The organism is Streptomyces sp. NBC_01016 (genome assembly GCF_026341035.1).
Lineage (GTDB): Bacteria > Actinomycetota > Actinomycetes > Streptomycetales > Streptomycetaceae > Streptomyces.
This window is the reverse complement of record NZ_JAPEOQ010000002.1, coordinates 1,733,613-1,754,120: the sequence shown is the minus strand read 5'-3', so window position 1 is coordinate 1,754,120 and position 20,508 is coordinate 1,733,613. Positions and strand designations below refer to the sequence as shown.

Below are 20,508 nucleotides of genomic sequence, written 5' to 3'. Positions count from 1 at the left end.
CCAACCCACTACCCTCCGGCGGGCAGGTCTGTGCGCCTGGCCGTCCCCAGATGCACTCCGACGCGCTTGACCAGCAGGGTCATCTCGTAGGCGACGAGGCCGACGTCGGAGTCCGCGTCGGACAGCACCGCGAGGCAGCTGCCGTCCCCCGCCGCGGTGACGAACAGGAAGGCCTCGTCGAGTTCGACGACCGTCTGCCGGACACTGCCTGCTTCGAAGTGCCGGCCCACCCCCTTGGCGAGGCTGTGGAATCCGGATGCCACGGCGGCGAGGTGTTCGCTGTCCTCGCGGCTGAGCCCCTCGGAGACGCCCGTCGGCAGCCCGTCGCCGGAGAGCACCATCGCCTTGCGGATACCGGCGACGCGCTCGACCAGGTCGTCCAGGAGCCAGTTCAGCTCGCCGACAACCCCGTTGGTGGTCCCCGCATTGGCCTTCGGCGCGGTCATCGACCGTCCCCCTCAGATTTCGTTCCTCGTGCTGTACCGTCGGCGCGCTCATCGCCCGCGGTGTTCTCCGCGCGTCCACGCCGCCAGCCGCGTTGGAGCGAGGCCATACGGCTGCGCACCTCGTCGGCGTCCCGGTCGGTGGGCTGTGCGGAGGGAGTCCTGTCTTCGGCCGGTGCCGCGCTGTCGCCGCGCAGGTCCGGGCCGTCCTTCAACTGCGGGGCCAGGTTGGCCTGTCGGACGCGGCGGGGCAGCCCGCCGGAAGTGGTGCTTGGCGTGCCGGGCTGCTGGGCGTCCGGTGCGGGCTCGGGGGTCTCGCGCGGGGCCTCGGTCTCCTCCACCGCACGGGTGCGGCGCCTGGGGAGGCCGACCGGGGTGTCCTGCTGTCCGTCGCCGTTGGCGTTGGCGTTGGCGTTGGCGTTGCCGTTGCCGTTGCCGTTGCCGTTGCCCCAGTCGTGCCGCTCGCCCGGTTCTGACGCGATGCGGTCGTCCGCGCCGGGCCTGCTGTGGGTCACGGGCCTGCCGTGCGAGCTGACGAGCTTGGGCACGCGCCGGCGCGGAAGCGGCAGCGGCCCCTCGGGCCCGGCTGCCGGGTCCTGCGCGTTGTGGTCCCCGGAGCGGCGCGGGCCGCCCGTGTGGCGGGAGGTGTTCGTGCCGTCGGTCCCGGCGCCGTCGTCCTCGGCCTGCTGGTGCTGTTCACCGGGAGGCCCGGCCACGGCGCGGCGGGGGCGGAACAGACCGCCGCGCTCGCTGTCCTCGTCGCCCAGGGCTCCAGGGAACTGGGTCATGTCGGAGGTCGTCAGCGGAGCCTCCAGCTCGACCGGCCCGTTGAGCACGGAGGCCGGCAGACCGGGCAGCCCGGCCACGCCGCCCGGCTTTGCTTGGGTCACCGAAGGGGCCGTGCGGCGCAGCGCGTTGGGCCGGTCGAGACGGAAGCCGGCGCCCTCGGTGTCGGGGGCGTCCGTGAGCAGGGAGTCCGGGATGAAGACCACCGCGGTGGTGCCGCCGTAGGGCGACGGCTGGAGGGAGACGCGGATGTGCTGCCGCTGGGCGAGGCGGCTGACCACGAACAGGCCGAGCCGGTCGGTGTCGGAGAGTTCGAACTCCGGTGTCTCGGCGAGGCGCAGGTTGGCGTCGAGCAGCGCGTCGGGGGCCATGCCGAGGCCGCGGTCGTGGATCTCCAGGGTGAAGCCGTTCGCGACGCGCTCGCCGACCACCTGCACGGCGGTGTGCGGGGGCGAGAACACCGTGGCGTTCTCCAGGAGTTCGGCCACGAGGTGGGTGAGGTCGGCGACGGCCGGTCCCGTCACGGCGATCCGCGGCAGCCGCCGTACCTCGATGCGCTCGTAGTCCTCCACCTCGGCGACGGCGGCCCGCACGATGTCCATGAGCTGGACGGGTCTGCGCCACTGCCGGGACGGGGCGGCGCCGGAGAGGATTACCAGTCCCTCCGCGTGGCGGCGCATCCGGGTGGTGAGGTGGTCGAGGCGGAACAGGTCGGCGAGCTCGTCTGTGTCCTCGGTCCTGCGCTCCATGGTGTCGAGCAGGGTCAGCTGCTTGTGCAGCAGGACCTGGCTGCGCCGGGCGAGGTTGACGAACACCTCGGAGACGCCGCGGCGCAGCTCGGACTGCTTGACGGCTGCTTCGACGGCGGATCGCTGCAGGGTGTTGAGCGCCTGGCCGACCTGGCCGATCTCGTCCCTGCCGTATTCGAAACGCGGCGCCTCGGTCTCCACGTCGACCTCGTCCCCCGCGGCGAGGCGGCGCATCACACCGGGGAGCCGCACACCGGAGGCCTCGTGCGCCTCAAGACGGAGCCGGCGCAGGTCGCGGACGAGCCCGCGGCCGATGCGTACGGAGAGGTACAGGGAGACGAGGAGGGCGAGTAGACCGAGCACTCCGGCGATGCCTGCCCGCAGCAGGACGTCGATGGCCTCCGGGCGGGCGCGGTCCTGGTAGCGCTCGGTCGCGCCGGTGTCCCGGTCGACGAGTTCGTCGAGCACGGGCTGCGAGGCCCTGTCCCAGCTCCGTGCGGTGGCGCCCTTCGGTGTGCCGGGGGAGCCGTTCACGACCGCTTCCTCAGCGGTGCGCAGCGGGTTGGTGTCCGGGCTCTTCCAGTACCGCTGATAGCGGGAGCGCTCGGAGTCGGGCAGGAGCGCGAGATTGCTCTCGTAGAGGAGGGAACGCTGGGCGACGAGGTCGGAGACCTGCCGCAGTTCCTGCTGGGTGAACCGGCGGGCGACGAGCCCGGAGCCGACCAGCGCGTCCTCCTGGGACAGGAGTTCGCGTGCCTTGAGTACGCCGACGAGGGCGCGCGCCTGGCGTTCGACCTTCGCGTTGTCGAGGGCCGTGAGGTCGAGCAGGAAGTCGTACGTCGGCGCGACGAGGCGGTTGTAGAACTCGAGGGCCTGGGCGCGGGTCACGGTGCCTTCGTCGACGTTCCGACGAAGCGAAGCGATCCCTTCCAGTCCCTCGACGGCGGTGTCGAGGGAGACCCGGGCGTCGCCGTCCAGGCCGACGCGGATGTCGCCGTCGCGCGCCTTCTCCTTGATCCGGGTGATCGATTCGTCGGCCGCGGTCCGCTTGGCCCGCAGCGCCGACTGGGCGTCGGAGGCACGGGGGTCGGCGAGATAGACGAGCGTCTGGCGGCGTTCCGCCTGCAACGTACGGCTCGTGGCGACCAGCGGGTAGGCGACCGAGTCGATCGCCTGGCCCGCGGATATCAGCTGGACGGCGGCGCGCCCCGTGATCACCGTGGCGAAGGCCCAGATGGCCGTCAGGGACAGCAACGGCACCAGCAACAACGCCACGATCTTCCGGCGGATGGACTTCCCGCGAAAGCGCATGGCCTCCCCCAGATCGACCCCTCTGCCTTCAGGGGCACACATGTGCGTCAACAAACGGCGCGAGCCTACTACTGAGACAGGAGCAACTCGAAGGCCTGTCCGGATGATGTCCGAGTGAACTGTGGTGCCGACATCATGAGTTGTCCGGCATTGCGGGAGATTAACTCCGCTCTGGACCCACCTCGGCAACGATCACAATCGGTCCGTCCTGTCGGAGAGTTGGCCGGAATCCTGCGCACCGCACCCCCGGAACAGGCGAGTTCGCCGAACCGGGAATCTCCCCGGCCCGCCGTTCGTCTTCATTGAGGGAGGGGCAACTCGACGGCGTAAAGCACAGCAATTCGGGCAGTCACTGTGCAGTGCCGATGCGGGGCATCGGCTTGAGGGTCGTTGAGGGCCCACGAGCGGTGGGGAGTGACGTGGCGATGGGCACGGCGGAGCAGAACGGACTGTGGGTCGAGGAGCCGGCGCGTCGACGCCGGATGCCCGATCCCGTACGGACGTCCGCGGTGCGGGCCGTCCTCATAGTCGCGCTCACCCTGATCCAGGCCATGATCGCCGTGCTCTGCACGCTGACCGACTCCTGGCTGGCCTTCCCCATGGTGCTCAGCAGCGTGGGGAGCACGGTGGTGGCGACGTGGGGCGTCCTGGACGTCTGGGTGACGCGCCAGGTGTGGAACCAGCGGCACGGCGTCATCTCGGTCCCGGCCAGCACGGCCCGGCAGTTGCGCAAGGAGCGACGCCAGGCCCGCCGTGCCGCGAGGTCGCGGCGCGGCGTCGCGCGGCCCGACTCGGTCAACATACGCAGGCGCGGCGGGGCCGGGCAGCTGACCCACTCCTGAGCCGCCCCCGCCGCGCGGTCGGGCGTCAGGCTTCAGCAGGTCGCTTGTACATCCGCGTGGCCGTGATCTCGCCGTGCACCGTCTCGCCTTCGGGGTCCTGCTGCGGCAGGCCCGGACGCAGGTGCTCCTCCACGCTGATGTACTTCAGACCGGCCCGAAGGTCCGCGTCATTGCGCATCCGGATCACCAGGGGGAACTCGGCGAGCGCCGTCGTGTCGAACAGGCCGGTGGTGTACAGGAGTTGCACGCCGAGCGCGTCGGACACCGCACGCTGCAGTTCGAGCAGATACGTGGCGTTGGCGCGGCCGATCGGGTTGTCGAGGAACAGCGTGCCCGCGTGGCGGTGCTTGTCGCGGCCCCGGTCGTTGGAGCGCAGCGCGGCCATCGTGCAGTACAGGGCGATGGCCGCGGTGAGCAGCTGACCGCCGGAGAAGACGTCGCCCATCTGTCCGACGGGGACGCGCTCGGCGCGCAGCACCGCGTCCGGCTTCAGGATCTCGACGGCGATGCCCTTGGGCTGGAGTGCCGCGCCGACGCCGCGCAGCAGCAGCGACATGCCGTCGCGGCGCAGGTCGGAGTTCTTCTTCACGGCCGCGCTGGTCGCCTCGTCGATGACCTCGCCGAGCCGCTCGATCAGCGTGGCCTGGTCGGGCTCCTCGAAGCGGATCCGCAGGAACTCCTGTCCGGACCACTCGCCGAGCCCCTCCGGCAGCCGCGACAGGCGCTGGGCGGAGCGGAGCGTGGCGAGCGAGGACTCCACGAGGCCGCGCAGCCGGTCCACGATCGAGTCGCGGTTGCGCTCCAGCTGGGCCAACTCGTCGGTGAGGACGCGCAGTCGGGGCGCGAACGCGTCGGCCCACTTCTGCGCGTGCTCGGGGAGCGCGGACGCGGGCAGTTCGCGGATCTGCTGGCGGGCGGGCGTGCGCACCTGCTCGTACCGCGTCGAGTTCGCGTGCCGTACGAGGATGTCGCTCGCCTCTCGGACCGCCGCCTCGGCCGCGGACAGGTCGGCGGCGCAGCCGCGCAGCGAGCGCCGGGTCTCGGCCGCCGCCTGGCGGGCCTCCTCCAGGGAGCCGGGGTAGGGCTCCGGCTCGTCCTGCTCCTCGGCCGGGTCCGCGTGGTCCCGCAGCAGGTCGCGCAGGAGCGCCGCGGTCTCGTCGAAGCCCCCGGCCCCGTCCTCGGCGGCACGGTGCGCGTCGAGCAGCTCGGCGTGGGCGGCGCGGGCGCTGCTCAACGCGTCGGTGCGGACGGCGAGTTCGGTGGTGGCCGTGCGCAGCAGGGACTGCGCGTGCTCGGTGTCGGACGGGACGAGGTCCTCGGGCAGCTCCGTGTGCGCGTCGCCGTCCTCGGGCGCGTGCCGCTCGGCCTCGCCGCGCAGCCGGCCGAGCTGCTCGCTCGCGGTGGAGGCGCGGGTCTCCAGCAGCTGGACGAGTTCCTCGGCGCGGGAGGCGGCGGCCTGCCGGGAGGGGCCGTCGGCGCCTTCGGAGGTTTCCAGCAGGGTGGCGGCGCGGGTGCGCACCTTGTTGCTGAGGCGGTCCAGCTCGGTGAGCGCCGCGGACTCGTCGGACTCGGCTCGGGCCTGCTCGGCCCGCAGATCGGCGCCGACGCCCACCTTCTCGTAGACCTGGGACGCGGCCCGGTACGCCTCGCGCAGTGCGGGCAGCGACGCCTGGGGCGCCTCTCCCTCCGGTACGTCGTCGGGGGCGCCGGCGATCTCGGCGCGCTCGGCGCGCAGCGTGCGGGCGGTGCGGCGGGCATCGTCCGCGGAGCGCTGGGCGGCCCGGCGGTCCTCGTCGGCCGAACGCGCGTGCTCCAGGCAGGACTGGGCGCGGGCCTCCGACTCGACGGCCTCGTCGGCGAGTTCGCGGACCTTGGCCTGCCAGCCCGCGCGCTCGCGCAGGCGGAACGCGAGTCCGGCGAGCGCGTCGGCGGCGCGGCGGGCCTTCTGCGCCGCCTCCTGTCGCTCGTCGCGCACGCGGGTCGCCTCGGCCGCGGACTCGTCGGCCTCGGCGCGCAGGGTGCGGGCCTCGGCGAGCTCGGCCTCTGACTCCTCGGCGAACGTACGGGCCTCACCTGCCGCGGCGGCGAGTTCGGCGAGGCGGCCCGTGGGGCAGCCGGAGCGCCAGGAAGTGAGGCGCGCCGCCAGCTCTCGGTCCTTGGCGAGGCGCCCGGCGCGCGCCCTGATGTCCTCGTCGCGCCGGGCCGCGCGCTCGCGCAGCGCCTGCCGCTCCTCGTCGGCGGCGTGCTCGTCGTGCATGGCCGGGTTCGGCGGGACGAGGAAGACGGCCGCGTCCCTGGAGGAGGACGCGTCCTCGGACGGGGTCGGGGCGAGCAGCGCGGCGGCGGTGCCGACGGCGACGGCGGAGCGGGGCAGCAGGGCCGCGCCGGCGAGCGCCTCCCGGGCCCGTCCATGGGCCGCCGCATCGGTGATCACGACGCCGTCGACCAGCTCGGGCCGGGCGGCGAGCACGCGCGCGTGGTCGGTCGGGTCGACGGACTGGGCAAGGTAGCGCCAGCCCGGCAGGGCCGGGATGCCGTGTTCACCGAGGAACTCCACGGTGGCCAGCACGTCGGGGCCAGGCGGGAGCAGGCCGCCGTCGCCCAGGGCGCCCAGGATCCGGGAGTCGTCGGCGGCGGCCGTACGGAGCTCGAACAACTGCCGCTCGGCGGTGGTCACGGTGTCGTCGAGCAGCGCCTTCAGGTCGTCGGCGGCGCGGTCCAGGTCCTCGGCGGTGAGGGTGCCCTCGGAAGTTCCGAATGCCTCGCCGTCCCGGCCCCCGGACGCGTCCTGTCCTTCGGCCCCGCTGTCGTCGGACCGCCCGCCCACACCGAGCAGTTCGGCCAGCCGCTCCTCCCCCGCGAGGGAGGCGGCCGCCCGCTCCTCCGCCTGGTGGGCCTGCTCCGCGGCGCTCGCGGCGTCGGCGGCGCGGGCCGCCGTCAGCTCGGCGCGCGACTCGACGGCACCGGCCTCGCGCGCGTGCTCGGAAGCCCGGCGGGCGGCCTCGCGCGCGGTGTCCCACGCGGCGACAGTGGTCTTCTCCGCGTCGGCCGCGGCGAGCGCGGCACGGGCCGGGTCGGCGTCGGGCGCGCTGTCGTCGATCCACCCGGCGCGCACGGCCTCGGTGGTCTCCTGCTCGACCTCGGTCAACCGCTGGCGCAGGTGCCCGAGTTCACTGCGGGCACGCTGGGCCTCGGTGGCCGCGGCCGTCGCGTCGCGGTGCGCGGTCTCGCCCGCCTCCTGGAGGACGGCGGAGCGCTCCTCCTCCACGTTCGCGTGCGTTTCGGCCTGCTCGGCGGCGCCGTGCAGCGCCCGGACGAGTTCGGACGCGGCCTTCGCGCGGGCCGCGAGCGCGGGAGCGGCGTCCCGCTCGGCCTCGCGGATGGCGACGGCCACGCGCGCGGAGCGGTCCGCGGCGGCGCGGTGGCGCAGGACGGCCTCGGCGGCCTGCCAGGCGGAGTGGAGGCCCCGCGCGTCGGCCAGCTCGCGCTTCTGCGCGGCGGCGGCCTTCTCGGCCCCGGCGAGCGCCAAGGAGGCGTGGCGGTAGGCCAGTTCGGCCGCGATCAGGGAGCTGCGCTCGCGCGCCGACTCCGCTTCGGCGACCGTGCCCGAGGCCGCGGTGACCTGCTGGGCCAACTCCCCGGTGCGGCCGCGCTCGACGGCGGCGCGGGCGGACAGGCGACGGGCGAGCGTGCGCGTGCGGCGCTCGGAGGCGGTGTGGATGTCCCGCGCGCGTGCCCGCGTGTCGGCGGCCTCCACGATGCGGGTGAGCAGATCGACGGAGCCAGCGGTGAATTCGCGCTCGGCCATCAGCTCGGAACGCCGTCCCAGCTTGTTCCCGAACCCGCTCACCAGGTCGGCGAGGCCGTCCGTGTCCCGCGTGTCAGTGACGGCGCGCAGCAGCAGGTCGGTGAAGTCGGAGTCCTTCTTGACGGCGAAGAGGCCCGCGGCCTCGCCCTCGTCCGCGTTCATCTCCCGCTGGTAGCGGAAGAGTTCGGGGTCGAGGCCCAGGTCACCGAGGTGCTCGTTCCACCGGTCGTGGATCTCCTCCCAGTGCACCTCCAGGTGCGGGTACGCCTTGCCCGCCTCCGTCAGCGCGTCCCGGAAGCCCTTCATGGTGCGGCGCCGCCCCTGCGCGCCCGAGGCGCCCTCGGCGGCGGGACGTACGGCGCTGGCCTCGGCGACCGGCAGCGAGTCGAGGCTCAGACCGGGGCCCGGCCGGAACGAGTACCAGGCCTCGGCGAACTTCCGCGGGTCGTTGGAGACCTGCCGCCCCCGCCACTCGCTGACCTTGCCGACGACGACGCACTCGCCGGTGAGCGTGTGCTGCCACTCCAGGGCGACGTGTCCGCAGTCGTCGGCGAGGAGGAACTTGCGCAGCACACCGGAGCTGGCGCCGCCCAGCGTGTTCCGGTGGCCGGGCAGCATGACCGAGAAGATCAGCTTGAGCAGGACCGACTTGCCGCCGCCGTTCTCCAGGAAGAGCACACCGGCCGGCGCGGGGCGGCGCGGCGGACCGACGGGCTCGTCCTCGAAGAACTCCGCCTGGGTGGGTGCGGGGTCGGGCACGGGCTCGCCAACGCCCCGCAGGTCAAGCACGGTGTCGGCGTAGCGTGCACCGGCGGGCCCGATGGAGTAGAGGCGAATCCGGGACAGCTCGTACATGGCGGACTCTCGTGGTAGGTACGGAAGTTCAGAAGGTCAGGAGTGGAACGGCAGGCCCGCGTCGGCGGCGAGCCCGGTCGCGTCCTCGTCCATCGGCGGCACCAGGCTCGCGGACCCGTCGGTGACGGGAACGACGCCCAGCTCGAGAAGTTCGGCCATGGCGGCCGTGCCGGCCATGTCGCGGACCTGGAGCTGGTAGCGGGCGGTGGTGCGGTACGTGCCGCCCGAGTCGTCGCCGGTTCTCTGCAGGAAGCCGGAGTCGGTGAGGAAGGCGACGGCCTTGCCGACGATGCCGGTGGTCGAACTGGCGAGGCGGCGCGTGTCCTTGGTGGCGCCCGTGGAGCTGCGCCGCGCCCAGATCCGCCAGGCGGCTTCGAGCCCGGGGGCCTCGGTCGCCGGGTCGGTGTTCTCGCCGGTCTCCTCGGCCCGCTCCTCCAGCTTGCGGCAGGCCTGCCGGACGAAGGCGTCCACGCCGTTGACACTCACGCGGCCGATGTAGCCGTCGTCGGCGAGGTCCTCGGGGCGCGGGAAGGCGAGCGCGGCGACCGCGAGATGGGCGAGGCCGTGCAGGAAGCGGTCGGTGGAGTCCGCGGTCGTCCGGCGCGCGTAGTCGCCCATGCGAACCGCGAACACGGAGTCCTCGGCGGCGGTCACGGCCATCCCCGCGCGCGGGGACACCTCCAGGACGACGAGGCCGAGCCCGGTGGCCACGGCGTCGGCGAGCCGGGCGAAGGGCGGGTCCTCGCGATAGCGGCGCAGCAGCTCCCCGTACTCCTGATCACGGGAGGGCTGGAGCTTCGGCTGGAGGCCGAAGGAGACCAGACGCGCCGCGTCGGCGGCGTCGGCCGGGGTGACGGGCGCCTGGGCCCTGGCCGAGCCCGAAGCGTCGGGCTCGCCCCATTCGGCGTGCTCTTCGGCGTACTCGGTCACGGGTGGTGCTCCTTCATGGGTGCTGCGTAGAAGTTCATGCGCGCTACGTGGTTCACGCGGACTACGTCGTTCATGCGCGCTACGTAGAGGTGGGTCGCCATCACGCGGCCTCCGTCCGGCCGGCGGCCATCCCGACCGCGTCGAGCAGGGCCATTCCCACGATGAGGTCGGCGCCGCCGAACTCCGGGTCGTCGAGCTCGGTGCCGTCGTCCACGGCGAACAGCAGCTTCTCCTCGCCCTGGCGGTAGGCCGTGCCGACCGGCGGGCTCGCGGCGTGGACCGCCAACAGGGCCACCAAGTACGGCAGTTCGGCATCGCGCTTGCGGGCGTCGGCGAGCAGCCCGGACAGCCGGCGCGGCGCGTCCGACGGCAGGTCGAGCAGCTCCATGGCGCCCGCGAGCTGCTCCTCGCTGAACCGGCTGTCGTCCGGCGTGGCGATGAGGTCCGGCTCGGGCATCTCCGCGCCGAGGTGCTCACGCTCCATGGGCGGCGTGAGCAGTATGTCGACCAGGTCGCCGACGCGTACGGACACGGGCGTACGAAGCCCGGTGCCGCGCGCGAAGAACGCGTCGGTGGCCTTCTTCGCGCTCTCCACCGGCAGCGGCAGCAGCGGCGCGAGGAGCTGCCCGTACAGATCGAGGCCCACGCGCGCGGAGGGCGCCGTGAAGGCCTGCCGGTCCTGCTCGGCGCGGAACAGCGGGCCGGCCTCCAGGAGGCGCGACTGCAGCTGCGTATGACGGCGGATGCAGTCCTTGACGATGTCGACGAGCTCGGCGGCGCGGCGCTTCTGCTCCGGCTCCTCCGACTCGTCACGGGCCTTGCGGATGTTCGTCAGGATCGCGTTCTCGTGCCGGTAGCGGTCCGCGACGTGGTCGAGCGCCTCGGCGATCATGTCGGGCACGGCCTGCAGCCAGTCGACGGCGCGCACATTGCGGCGCGTCGCGTCCAGCGCCTTGCGGAGCGTCTCCGAGTACTGCACGGTCCGGTACCTGGCCTGCTCGGCGGCGAGCTGCGCGTCCGCGAGCCGGCCGCGGCTGATCAGCACCTCCAGCTTGACCTCGGCGGCGATCTGCGCGCTGGTGACGTCCGTGTCGAGGGCGCCGACCAGGACGTTCACCGCCTCGTCCGTCGTGCGCAGGTAGACGCTGCCCCCGTAGCCGGGGACCTCCTCGATCAGCTTGAAGTCGTAGTCACGCCGTACGTAGGAGCCGTCCTGCGCGAACGTGCCGTACACGGCGCGGAAGCCGCGGTCCACGCTGCCGACGTTGATCAGGTTCTCCAGGACCCAGCGGGCCACCCGCTCGTGCTCGGCGGAAGGCCGCTGCGGGGCCTGTGCCGCGATGCGGGGAACGAGCCTGGCCACTATCTGCTCGTGGTCGGCGCCCGTGTCGAAGTCCATGTTCAGTGTGACGAGGTCGATGGCGGACAGCGCCACCTCCGCCATCCCGTACGTCGAGTACTCGCCCGCGAGATTGGCCTTGCGCACGTCCAGATCGTGCAGCGGCGCGGTGCACGCGAGCGCGCGAAGGCGGCGCGCGAGCCCTTCGTCGGCGGCCGGGCCCGGTGCGGGGCGCGGCCCCGCGCTGAGCTGGGGCGGAACGGATTCCGTGCTGGCAGGCGAAGTCACGGAGCACAGGGTATGCGCTGGGTCTGACAACGGTCGAAACGGCGCAGATGCGACGGCTTTCGGGCCTGCCCGCGACGGGCCGCGAAAGGCGGCTAGCCGTCCTTCGGCATCCGCTGCCGGTACGCCTCGACGAGCCCGTCGCGGGAGTCGTCGAGGTACTCGCCGAGCAGCGTCTCAGCCGTGTCCCTGCGCCCCTCGCGCAGCATCTCGACGAGTTCCAGATTGCGCGCCAGGTACGGCTCGTGGAGGCGCTGCGGGTCGTCCACGACGTGGAACGCCAGGCGCAGCTCGGCCAGGACGCTGCGCATCAGTTCGTCGGTGCGCTCGCTGCGTGCCAGGGCGACGAGTTCACGGTGGAAGTGGATGTTGGCGGTCGAGACGCTCTTCCACTCGCGCCGCTCGGCCGCCCGGTGTCCGTCGGTGACGGCTCCGGCGACCCGGTCGAGTGCGTACGGCGGGTCTCCCAGGGACCGTACGACGGCGCACTCGACCATGCGCCGGGTCCGGTAGATGTCCTCGACGTCGTCGACGCTCAGGACGCGCACGAAGACCCCGCGGTTCAGCCGGTGTTCGAGCAGCCGCTCGTGCGTGAGCAGCCGGAACGACTCACGGAGCGTATTGCGCGACACCCCGAGGGCGCCTCCGATGCTGTCCTCCGACAGGCGCGTGCCGGGCGGGAAGTAGCCTTCCGCGATCCGGTTCCGCAGGATGTCCGCGACGCGCTCCGCGGTGCTGGTGCGTCCCAGCAGCGCGCGGTCGTCCGCGAGGGCGTTGAGTTCGTCCATGGCCACGGCCGAATTCAAGCGCAGTTCCCGGAACGAGACAACGTGGTATCGATGGATCGTTCAACGACGCCTCGAACGCCTCAGGACACGACCGCCTTCAGAGCCGTGAGCAGCCGCTCCACGTCCTCCGCGCTGCTGTAGGGGGCGAGGCCCACGCGGACACCGCCCGTGTCGCCGAGGCCGAGCCGCCGCGAGGCCTCCAGCGCGTAGAAGGAGCCGGCGGGGGCGTCGATGCCGTGATCGGCCAAGTGCCGGGAGATCTCGGCCGGGCTCCGGCCCTCGACCGTGAACAGGAGGGTCGGGGTGCGCCGCTCCGCACGCGAGTACAGGGTGACGCCGCCGAGGTCCGCGAGTCCTCGCTCCATGCGCTGCCGCAGCACCTCCTCGTGTTCCTCCAGAGCTGCGAAGGAGGCGACGAGGCGCTCCCTGCGGCTGCCGCGCGCGCCCACGTCCAGGTCCGCGAGGAAGTCCACGGCGGCGCTCGCACCCGCCAGCAACTCGTAAGGAAGCGTGCCGAGTTCGAAGCGCTCCGGTACGGCGTCGCTGGACGGCAGCAGCTTGTCGGGACGCAGCGACTCCAGCAGTTCGGCGCGGCCGGTGAGCACGCCCAGATGCGGGCCGAGGAACTTGTAGGGCGAGCAGACCAGCGTGTCCGCGCCGAGCGCCACCAGGTCGACCACGGCATGCGAGGCGTAGTGCACTGCATCCACGTGGAACAGCCCGCCCACTTCGTGGGTGAGGGCGGCCAGGGCCGACAGGTCGGGACGCGTGCCTATCAGGTTGGACGCGGCGGTCACGGCCACCAGGCGGGTACGTTCCGAAAGCACCGCCTTGAGGTGCTCGGGCCGCAGCTCCCCCGACTCCGGGTCGAAGTCGGCCCACCGTACGGTGGCGCCCGCCGCCTCGGCCGCCTGGATCCACGGGCGGATGTTGGAATCGTGGTCGAGCCGGGTGACGACCACCTCGTCACCCGGCCCCCAGGTCTTGGCGAGCGTCCGGGACAGGTCGTAGACGAGCTGTGTGGCGCTGCGCCCGAACACGACGGTCCCGGGGGTGGTGCCGAGCAGATCGGCCAGCGCCGCGCGGGCCTCGACGACGATCCCGTCGGCACGGCGCTCGCCCTCCGTAGTCTGCCCCCGGTTCGCCAGCGGGCCGGTCAGCGCGGCGGTGACGGCGTCGATGACCGGCGCAGGCATCTGGGTGCCGCCCGGCGCGTCGAAGCGGGCCGTGCCGGACTTCAGGGCGGGGATCTGTGCGCGGACGGCGGCGATGTCGAGGGCCATGGCTCAACTCCTATGGTGCGTAGGCGATACGGGGCCCGCTCCCGGTCAGGGGCAGACCTCGCACGGCTGGCTCGTACCCGGAGCCGCTCCCGCGACTCCCGTCACATGATCGCAAGCCCGAAGCGACACCTCCAGACCCGAGCCCATTGGCACCTCCAGACCCGACATCGAGGCGAGCGCCGCCGCAACTCCCGCGGAGGCCCGCAGGTCGAGACGGGCGCCGGTGCCGCGCATATCGTGCCGCACCTCGTCCGCGGCGAGCGCCAGGAGCCCGGGCAGCAGGTCGGCGCAGCGCCGCGCGACCCAGCCGGTGCCCGCCGTGGCGAGCCTGGGGGGAGGCGCTCGGCCCGGCGCCCGACGTCGAGCCGGAACGGCCCGCGCCGACCCGCGCCGCCGGCCTGTGGTGCGCGGCGACCCTGAGCGCCTTCATGCCGCGCCCCCAGCCGGAACCTGAACGGGTGCGTCGTGCGCCGCCAGGAAGGCGTCCACGGCGACGTCCCACCCGAAACACTCGGCACGCGCGCGTGCCCTTTCCCTACGTTGTCCCGTGGGCCGCCCGAGCACGTCCCGGACGGCTGCCGCGAACGCCGCACCGTTGTCCTCGGCCACGACCCCTGCCCCGCCGATCACCTCCGGCAGCGCCGAGGACGCGCTGACGACGACCGGTGTCCCGCAGGCCAGCGCTTCCAGGGCGGCGAGCCCGAACGTCTCTGCGGGCCCCGGGGCCAGGCACACATCGGCCGTGGCCTGCAGGGCCGCCAGCGCGACCGGGTCGGCAACGTGCCCAAGGAAGTCGACCGGCAACAGCCGGGCCCGCGCGCGTTGTTCGAGCCGCGACCGCAGGGGCCCGTCGCCCGCCACGAGGAGCCGGGCGGGCACACCGGAGCGGCGCAGGCGCGCCACGGTGTCGAGGCCGATGCCCGGTCGCTTCTCCACGGAGAGCCGTGTGCACATGAAGAGCAGCACCTCGTCCACGCGCGCGTACCGCGCACGCACCTCCGCGCTCCGCTCCCCCAGCCGGCACCGCACGAGATCGACGCCGAGCGGCGCCCGGACCACGTTGCGCGCCCCGATCCGCACGAACTCGCGCTCGGCCCACTCCGTGGTGCACACCACGCGCGTGTAGGCGTGCGCCGTACGGACGTTGAGCACGTCGGCGGCCCGCCGCGTGGCGCGCTCGGGCATGCCCCACGTGCGCAGCACTCCATGGGCGGTCTCGTGGGAGACCATCACGGCCGGCACCCGCGCGCGGCGTGCCCACTCACCGGTCCAGCGCAGCGTCGTCCGGTCCGACACTTCCAGCCGGTCCGGGCGCAACCGCTCCAACAGCCGTGCCACGCGCTGCCGGTCGGTCAGGACGCGGTAGCCGCCGGTCGCGGGGAGCGGCGCCCCCGGCAACGTAATGACGCGGCCTTGAGGCGTCTCCGTGTCCGAGAGCCGCTCCCCCGGCACGATCAGCACCGGCTCGTGCCCGGCCGCCAGGTACCCCGCACCCAGTTCTCGTAGCGCGGTCCGCAGCCCGCCGGACGCGGGGGCGACGAAGTTCGCGAGCCGTACGATCCGCAGGCGCCCGCTCATGCCGCCACCGCCCCGGTCCCGGCCTGCCGCGCATGCAGCACTTCTACGTAGTGCTCGACCAGGAGGTCGCCCACGGCCTCCCAACTGCGCCCGGACACAGCGGCCCGCCCGGCGCTTCCGTATGTGGCACGCAGCCCGGGGTCCCCGGAGAGCGCCCACACGGCGTCACGCAACGCCTCCGGGTCGCCAGGAGGTACGAGCATCCCGGTCCTGCCGTGCGCGACGAGGTCGAGGGGACCGCCGGCCGCCGGGGCGATCACCGGCACCCCGCTCGCCATGGCCTCCTGCACCGTCTGGCAGAACGTTTCGTAGGGCCCTGTGTGCACGAACACGTCCAACGCGGCGAAGATCCGGGCGAGTTCGCCCCCGGTGCGCCGCCCCAGGAAGAGCGCGCCGGGCAGCGCGCCGCGCAGGGACGTCTCGCTCGGCCCGTCGCCCACCACGACGACGCGCACACCGTCGAGGCCGCAGACCCGCGCCAGGAGCTCCACGTGCTTCTCCGGCGCGAGCCGCCCCACGTACCCGACGAGCAGCTCCCCACGCGGCGCCAGCTCGGCACGGAGGAGCTCGCAGCGCCTCGCGGGCCGGAACCGTACGGCGTCGACCCCACGCGGCCACAGCCGCACCCGTGGCACCCCGTGCGCCTCCAGGTCGCGCTGCGCGGTGGTGGAAGGCGCGAGGGTGCGGTCCGCGGCGGCGTGCACGGTGCGGATCCGCCGCCAGGCCGCACTCTCACCCACCCCCACGTACGTACGCGCATAGCCCGCCAGGTCGGTCTGGTAGACGGCCACGGCGGGCACGCGCAACCGGGTCGCGGCCGCCATGCCGCGCATACCGAGCACGAACGGGCTTGCCAGATGGACGAGTTCGGCCCGGTGCGCGGCCACGGTCTGCACGAGGCGGCGCCCCGGCAGTGCGACACGGACCTGCGGATAGCCGGGCAGCGGCAGGGACGGCACCCGGACGACAGGGCAGGGCGCCGCCGCGTCCGCCTCCGGCGCGGCGGGGGTGGCGGGGGCGACGACGAGGGGGTCGTGGCCGCGGGCGGCCAGATGGCGCGCGGTCTGCAGGGCGCAGTGCGCCACACCGTTGATGTCGGGCGGGAAGGACTCGGTCACGATGACGATACGCATACGGGGTTTGTCGCCCCGCCGGACGTGCTCACGTCAAAGTCGATCTTTCCTGGCGAGGAACGGTCCGTGAGCGTTGGCCGCCGGTGAAAACCGCAGGTGAACGAGCAGGAGGTGGCCCCTCACCGAAGGGCCACCTCCCGGAAATCAGCGCGTCACAACGCCGGGGCGTCGGGACCGATCCTGCTGCGGACCGCGGTCTGCACCTCGTCCTCCTCGGCCGGATCGGCGGCGAGGCGGCGCAGTTGATCGACGACGCGGGCATCGCCCGTCTCGGCGTGCCGCGCGGCGACCTCGCGGGTGCTCTCCTCGCAGTCCCACAGGCACTCGACGGCGAACCCGGCGGGGAAGGAGGGATCGGTGGCGGCGAGCGCGCAGGCGGCGCGCCCGCGCAGATGCGAGGACGCCGTCTCGCGGTAGATGTGCCGCAGCACGGGGGCGGCGCAGACGATGCCGAGCCGTCCCGCCCCGTCGACGAGCGGCCAGAGGGTGGGGGCGTCGGGGCCGTCGCCGCGTACTGCCTCCCGTAGGGAGGCGAGGACGAGCTCGCCGTCCTGGGCACCGCCCCTGCAGGCGAGCATGCGGCCCGCGGCGGCGCCGAGCGCGTCCGGCCGGGGGGCCCACTGCCGGGCCCGCTGCACGGCGGCGACGCTGCGCATCCGCTCGAAGGCGTCCAGCGCGGCGTCCACGACCACGCGGGACGGCGCCTCCACGGCAGCCTCGATGAGATCGAGTACGCCCGGATCGTGCATGTCGGCGAGGTAGCGAAGGGCGGTGCAGCGCGCCCCGTCGGTCCCGTCCTGCGCGGCCCGCACGATCTCGGCGTGGTCCTCGGGACCCGCCACGGCGGTCAGGCAGCGGGCGGCGGGCACGTACAGGACGGCGCCGCGCTCGAAGCCCTCCTGGGCCCAGTCGAAGACGGCTTGCACGCTCCACTCGGGGCGCGGCCCCGCAGGACGCATCTGCCGCTGCCAGCGGTCGAAGGATCCGGTTTCCTGCGCGGCACGCACGCGTGCCCCCACATGCGGCCGCGGATCCTCGGCCCACAGACGCCAGGGTCGCGGCTCGAAGGCGTCGCGTACGACGACGGCGAGCTCGGCCTCGGCGTCGGCCGGGAAGCGGGCGAGGACCGGCTCGGCGAGCGCACGCAGGCCCGCGTCGTCGTCGCGCAGAGCCAGCTCGTCGAGCGCCCAGGCCCAGTTGCCGCCCACGGCGGCGTACCTGCGCAGCAGCTCCAGGGCGTCCCGCCTTCCGTAGGAGGCGAGGTGACCGAGGACCGCGAGCGCCAGGCCCGTACGTGACTCCTCGGTGTCGAGGAGGTCCTCGGGGTCGAAGAGGTGCCGCTCGATCTCGTCGAGCTCGCCATGGAGATCGACGTAGAGCCGGGCGTAGTACAGCGAGCGGTTCTCCACCTGCCAGTCGTGGCGGGGGTCGCTCAGCACACAGTGATTGAGAGCCGCGAGCGCCTCGGCACGCGGCGCCGTCAGCGCGTGCAGCGTGCCGTCGCCGCGGCCCCGCTGCAGCAGGCCGAGCAGCGTACCGCTGGGCGCTATGACCGGTTCGAACATGGGAAACAGCCTCAAATCAAGCGTCGACGCAACCGGGATGCTCACCTACCTGGCCACGCGACAACACGTCGGAGCGCCCGCCGTCTCTTGCTTGCTGCTACCCATTTCTCTGCCTCTCGTCCAAGGCCCGGAACCGGGCCGTTCACGGCCCGCTCTGCACGTGGGCACCACCTGCCCCGGCCTCGCGTCCGTAAATCACGCCGTCATCATGACCCAGCGACTCAAGCCACCGCGACCACATTTCCCGCACCCCCGTTTTGCCTGGTCAGAGCCGGTGTGTCAGGAGGTTCCGAAGAGGTCGACGAGCTCCGTCTTGCCGAACATCCGGGCCGTGTCGACCGCCGAAGGGGTCCCCGCGGCCGGATCGGCGCCCCCGTCGAGCAGCGCCCTGATCACGTCGTCGGCGCCCTTGAAGACGGCGCCCGCGAGCGGGGTCTGGCCCTTGTCGTTGGCGCGGTTGGCCTCGGCGCCGCGCTCCAGGAGGGCACGCACCGCCTCGGCGTGCCCGTGGTAGGCGGCGAGCATGACGAGCGTGTCACCCCGGTCGTTCGTGAGGTTCGCCGGCACCCCGGCGTCCACGTAGCCCACGAGAGCCTCCGTCTCGCCGCGTCGCGCGAGGTCGAAGATCTTGGTGGCCAGCTCCACGACCTCCGGGTCGGGGGCTTCGCTCATCGGGCGGACCGCCTTTCTCATACGTGCCGGTACGGCTGTGCAGCCGTACGAGTGAATCGACAGGGTACTGCCCGGTCGGGCACATGACCCGACCCCACCGAGGCAAAGATCACGAAGAGTGCGGACGGACGTCCGGCAGCACGCTCGGGCGGCTCAACAGCGGCCGGTCAATTGGGTGAAAGCTACGAATTTCCACCCATTTGCACCTTTTGTCGTATAGATACATGCTGTGAGCCTGGAAGAACTCATGGTGACTGTCCCCATCAACCAGGAGAACCCTCATGATCCTGTCCATCTCGGGCGTCGTGCTGCTCGGCATCATCGTCTTCTTGTTCTTCCGCAAGGACGGCCTGAAGGCCTCGCACGCACTGGTCTGCGCCCTCTTCGGCTTCTACTTGGCGGGCACTGCCATCGCCCCGAGCATCAAGGCGGGCGGCCAGAGCCTCGCCAGCCTGCTCGGCGGGATCAAGTTCTGACGGACCACTCACCCGCACACACCTTCAGGAGAACGACGTGGCCAGGCGCCCACTCCCCCGCATTCTGAGCAACGGCAGCGCCACGATCGCCCGGAGCCGGGACATGGCTCGGACGGCCGCCGACGGTGCCACCGACGTACTCCACCCCCTCATCACGGTCAGCCGTGGGCTGCGCCGCCTGGCCGGTGCCGGGCGGCAGAAGTGGGCGAACACCCCCAAGGAGCGGCGCGGACCGCTGCTCTTCCTGGTGGCCGCCGTCGTCCTGGTCGTGGTGTTCATTCCATACGGTCCGCTGCTGGCGCTCATCACCCTGATGGCGGCGGCCGGATGGAAGGGGCGCGATCCGAAGCCGCCGGAGCAGACCGGCCCCGACGATTCGCAGGTACAGCGCCTCTCGTCCCTCTACGAGGCGCTTGTACCGTACTTCTCCGTAGCCGACGACCCGAGCCCGCTCTACGCGCACGGTGGCGACTGGGAGAAGGCCTTCGAGACGTTCGACTTCGACGGCGACGGCCGCGTCGACCGGATCGACATCCGCTACCCCGCGTACTTCACGGACGGGGAGGCGGCATCGCGGGCCCGGATCGAGCAGCTGCTGCACGCCAAGCTCGGCCGGGGCCGCGAGTACCACTTCGCGTGGGACGAGGAGGGCAACCACCTGACGGTGAACGTGCTCGACCCGCTGCCCACGGACATCGCCGCCCAGCCCTTCGTGACCTCGCCCGGTGAGACCGTTCTCGGCTTCACCGACGGGACCGGCGTTCAGCGCACGCTGCCGGTGATGGCGGGCGAGGAGGAACGGGACGTGCCGCCTGTCGTGTGGCGCACCGGCGTCCGCTCCACCGAGCCCCACCTGCTGGTCGCGGGGCAGCCGGGCAGCGGCACGACGTCCCTGCTGCGTTCCGTGGCACTCCAGGCGCTGCGCCACGGTGACGTGCTGATCGTCGAGGGCAGCGGGACGGGCGACTACGCGTGCCTGGTCGGCCGCTCCGGGGTGCTCGCCGTGGAGTGCGGTCTTGCCGGTGCGCTGACCAGCCTCGAATGGGCGGCACACGAGACGGAGCGGCGACTGATCGCCGCGAACCGGGCGCGACAGGCCGGGCACCCCACCCCGGACGACATCAAGCGCCCGCTGTGGATCCTGCTGGACCGTCCGAGCGCCCTGGGTCACCTCGCCGCCGCGGACGGCCGCAAGGACCCGCAGACGCTGCTCCAGGTGCCTCTCAGGCACGGCCGCGCGGCCGGTGTGACGGTCGTCGTGGCCGAGCAGTTCGACAGCCTCGACGCCCTGATCGACCCGGTCAGGCAGCACACCCGCGCGCGCGTGGTGCTCGGCCCGGCCACTCCGGAGGAGCTGCAGGACGTGCTCGGCACGGTGCCGCAGACGACGCCCACCGCTGACATCCCGGCGGGCCGCGGCTACGCCCGCCTGGGCACAGGGCCGGTCCATCGCCTCCAGGTCCCCGCCACCCCGGACCCGTACGACGACGCGACGAGCGAGGTCCACCGGCAGGCGGTCGCGGCGCTCCTCCCGGAGCGCAACACGCCGGCCGACGCGGCCATGGAGACCCCGGTCGAAGCGGTGCCCGAGGAGGCCGAGGCGCTGGCCGAGCGCTGAAGGCTGGGCTCCACAGGAAAGAAAGCGCTGAAGGCTGGGCTCCACAG

Annotated in this window: 14 protein-coding genes and 1 pseudogene; 3 read left to right on the top strand and 12 right to left on the bottom strand. The window is 73.0% G+C overall.

Annotated elements, in window-relative coordinates:
- Positions 1–8: 8 nt before the first annotated feature.
- Entirely contained in the window at positions 9–446 is a 438-nt protein-coding gene (locus tag OG746_RS34720; RefSeq protein ID WP_266721995.1) for a roadblock/LC7 domain-containing protein, read from the bottom strand.
- Positions 443–3,289, bottom strand: coding sequence for a nitrate- and nitrite sensing domain-containing protein (locus OG746_RS34715; protein ID WP_266721993.1), 2,847 nt, complete (start codon positions 3,287–3,289; stop codon positions 443–445). The genes OG746_RS34720 and OG746_RS34715 overlap by 4 nt, the downstream gene beginning before the upstream one ends.
- Positions 3,290–3,654: 365 nt before the next feature.
- On the opposite strand from OG746_RS34715, the gene OG746_RS34710 reads away from it, so the two are divergent.
- Positions 3,655–4,131 (top strand): hypothetical protein, encoded by a 477-nt coding sequence (locus OG746_RS34710; RefSeq protein WP_266721991.1) that lies wholly within the window; start codon positions 3,655–3,657, stop codon positions 4,129–4,131.
- 25 nt (positions 4,132–4,156) lie between these two features.
- Here OG746_RS34710 and OG746_RS34705 read toward each other — a convergent pair whose 3' ends face one another.
- The 10 genes and pseudogenes from OG746_RS34705 to OG746_RS34660 all read right to left on the bottom strand — a co-directional run bounded on the left by OG746_RS34705 (position 4,157) and on the right by OG746_RS34660 (position 18,367).
- Positions 4,157–8,794, bottom strand: a complete 4,638-nt coding sequence (locus OG746_RS34705) for a coiled-coil domain-containing protein (RefSeq protein WP_266721989.1) — start codon at positions 8,792–8,794, stop codon at positions 4,157–4,159.
- 36 nt (positions 8,795–8,830) lie between these two features.
- Entirely contained in the window at positions 8,831–9,724 is an 894-nt protein-coding gene (locus OG746_RS34700; protein WP_266721987.1) for a hypothetical protein, read from the bottom strand.
- Between the two features lie 100 nt (positions 9,725–9,824).
- The gene (locus OG746_RS34695) at positions 9,825–11,351 is read right to left on the bottom strand and encodes a hypothetical protein (protein ID WP_266721985.1); all 1,527 of its coding nucleotides are present in this window, start codon (positions 11,349–11,351) and stop codon (positions 9,825–9,827) included.
- A gap of 92 nt (positions 11,352–11,443) precedes the next feature.
- Positions 11,444–12,136, bottom strand: a complete 693-nt coding sequence (locus OG746_RS34690) for a GntR family transcriptional regulator (protein WP_266725618.1) — start codon at positions 12,134–12,136, stop codon at positions 11,444–11,446.
- A gap of 80 nt (positions 12,137–12,216) precedes the next feature.
- The gene (locus OG746_RS34685) at positions 12,217–13,419 is read right to left on the bottom strand and encodes a cysteine desulfurase-like protein (RefSeq protein WP_266721983.1); all 1,203 of its coding nucleotides are present in this window, start codon (positions 13,417–13,419) and stop codon (positions 12,217–12,219) included.
- A gap of 45 nt (positions 13,420–13,464) precedes the next feature.
- Positions 13,465–13,746: pseudogene (locus tag OG746_RS34680) on the bottom strand (hypothetical protein); the annotation flags it as partial.
- Positions 13,747–13,845: 99 nt separating this feature from the next.
- The gene (locus OG746_RS34675; RefSeq protein WP_266721981.1) at positions 13,846–14,997 is read right to left on the bottom strand and encodes a glycosyltransferase; all 1,152 of its coding nucleotides are present in this window, start codon (positions 14,995–14,997) and stop codon (positions 13,846–13,848) included.
- On the bottom strand, positions 14,994–16,130 hold the full coding sequence (locus OG746_RS34670) for a glycosyltransferase family 4 protein (RefSeq protein ID WP_266721980.1): 1,137 nt from the start codon (positions 16,128–16,130) through the stop codon (positions 14,994–14,996). Before OG746_RS34670 ends, OG746_RS34675 begins: the two co-directional genes overlap by 4 nt.
- Positions 16,131–16,282: 152 nt before the next feature.
- A complete protein-coding gene (locus OG746_RS34665) occupies positions 16,283–17,695 on the bottom strand; it encodes a HEAT repeat domain-containing protein (RefSeq protein WP_266721978.1) in 1,413 nt (470 codons plus the stop codon).
- A gap of 279 nt (positions 17,696–17,974) precedes the next feature.
- Positions 17,975–18,367 (bottom strand): ankyrin repeat domain-containing protein, encoded by a 393-nt coding sequence (locus tag OG746_RS34660; RefSeq protein WP_266721976.1) that lies wholly within the window; start codon positions 18,365–18,367, stop codon positions 17,975–17,977.
- Between the two features lie 281 nt (positions 18,368–18,648).
- Here OG746_RS34660 and OG746_RS34655 point away from each other — a divergent pair, with 281 nt between their 5' ends.
- Together OG746_RS34655 and OG746_RS34650 are read left to right on the top strand one after the other, a co-directional pair.
- Complete coding sequence (locus tag OG746_RS34655; RefSeq protein ID WP_266598445.1) at positions 18,649–18,843, top strand: hypothetical protein; 195 nt, start codon at positions 18,649–18,651, stop codon at positions 18,841–18,843.
- Positions 18,844–18,880: 37 nt separating this feature from the next.
- On the top strand, positions 18,881–20,461 hold the full coding sequence (locus OG746_RS34650) for a hypothetical protein (RefSeq protein WP_266721973.1): 1,581 nt from the start codon (positions 18,881–18,883) through the stop codon (positions 20,459–20,461).
- Positions 20,462–20,508: the final 47 nt, after the last annotated feature.

What these genes read in the sequence shown, in the direction of transcription:
- OG746_RS34660 (WP_266721976.1), bottom strand. Translation starts at nt 18,367, where the DNA reads ATGAGCGAAGCCCCCGACCCGGAGGTCGTGGAGCTGGCCACCAAGATC.
- OG746_RS34710 (WP_266721991.1), top strand. Translation starts at nt 3,655, where the DNA reads ATGCGGGGCATCGGCTTGAGGGTCGTTGAGGGCCCACGAGCGGTGGGG.
- OG746_RS34675 (WP_266721981.1), bottom strand. Translation starts at nt 14,997, where the DNA reads ATGAGCGGGCGCCTGCGGATCGTACGGCTCGCGAACTTCGTCGCCCCC.
- OG746_RS34665 (WP_266721978.1), bottom strand. Translation starts at nt 17,695, where the DNA reads ATGTTCGAACCGGTCATAGCGCCCAGCGGTACGCTGCTCGGCCTGCTG.
- OG746_RS34670 (WP_266721980.1), bottom strand. Translation starts at nt 16,130, where the DNA reads ATGCGTATCGTCATCGTGACCGAGTCCTTCCCGCCCGACATCAACGGT.
- OG746_RS34690 (WP_266725618.1), bottom strand. Translation starts at nt 12,136, where the DNA reads ATGGACGAACTCAACGCCCTCGCGGACGACCGCGCGCTGCTGGGACGC.
- OG746_RS34705 (WP_266721989.1), bottom strand. Translation starts at nt 8,794, where the DNA reads ATGTACGAGCTGTCCCGGATTCGCCTCTACTCCATCGGGCCCGCCGGT.
- OG746_RS34720 (WP_266721995.1), bottom strand. Translation starts at nt 446, where the DNA reads ATGACCGCGCCGAAGGCCAATGCGGGGACCACCAACGGGGTTGTCGGC.
- OG746_RS34685 (WP_266721983.1), bottom strand. Translation starts at nt 13,419, where the DNA reads ATGGCCCTCGACATCGCCGCCGTCCGCGCACAGATCCCCGCCCTGAAG.
- OG746_RS34655 (WP_266598445.1), top strand. Translation starts at nt 18,649, where the DNA reads ATGATCCTGTCCATCTCGGGCGTCGTGCTGCTCGGCATCATCGTCTTC.
- OG746_RS34715 (WP_266721993.1), bottom strand. Translation starts at nt 3,289, where the DNA reads ATGCGCTTTCGCGGGAAGTCCATCCGCCGGAAGATCGTGGCGTTGTTG.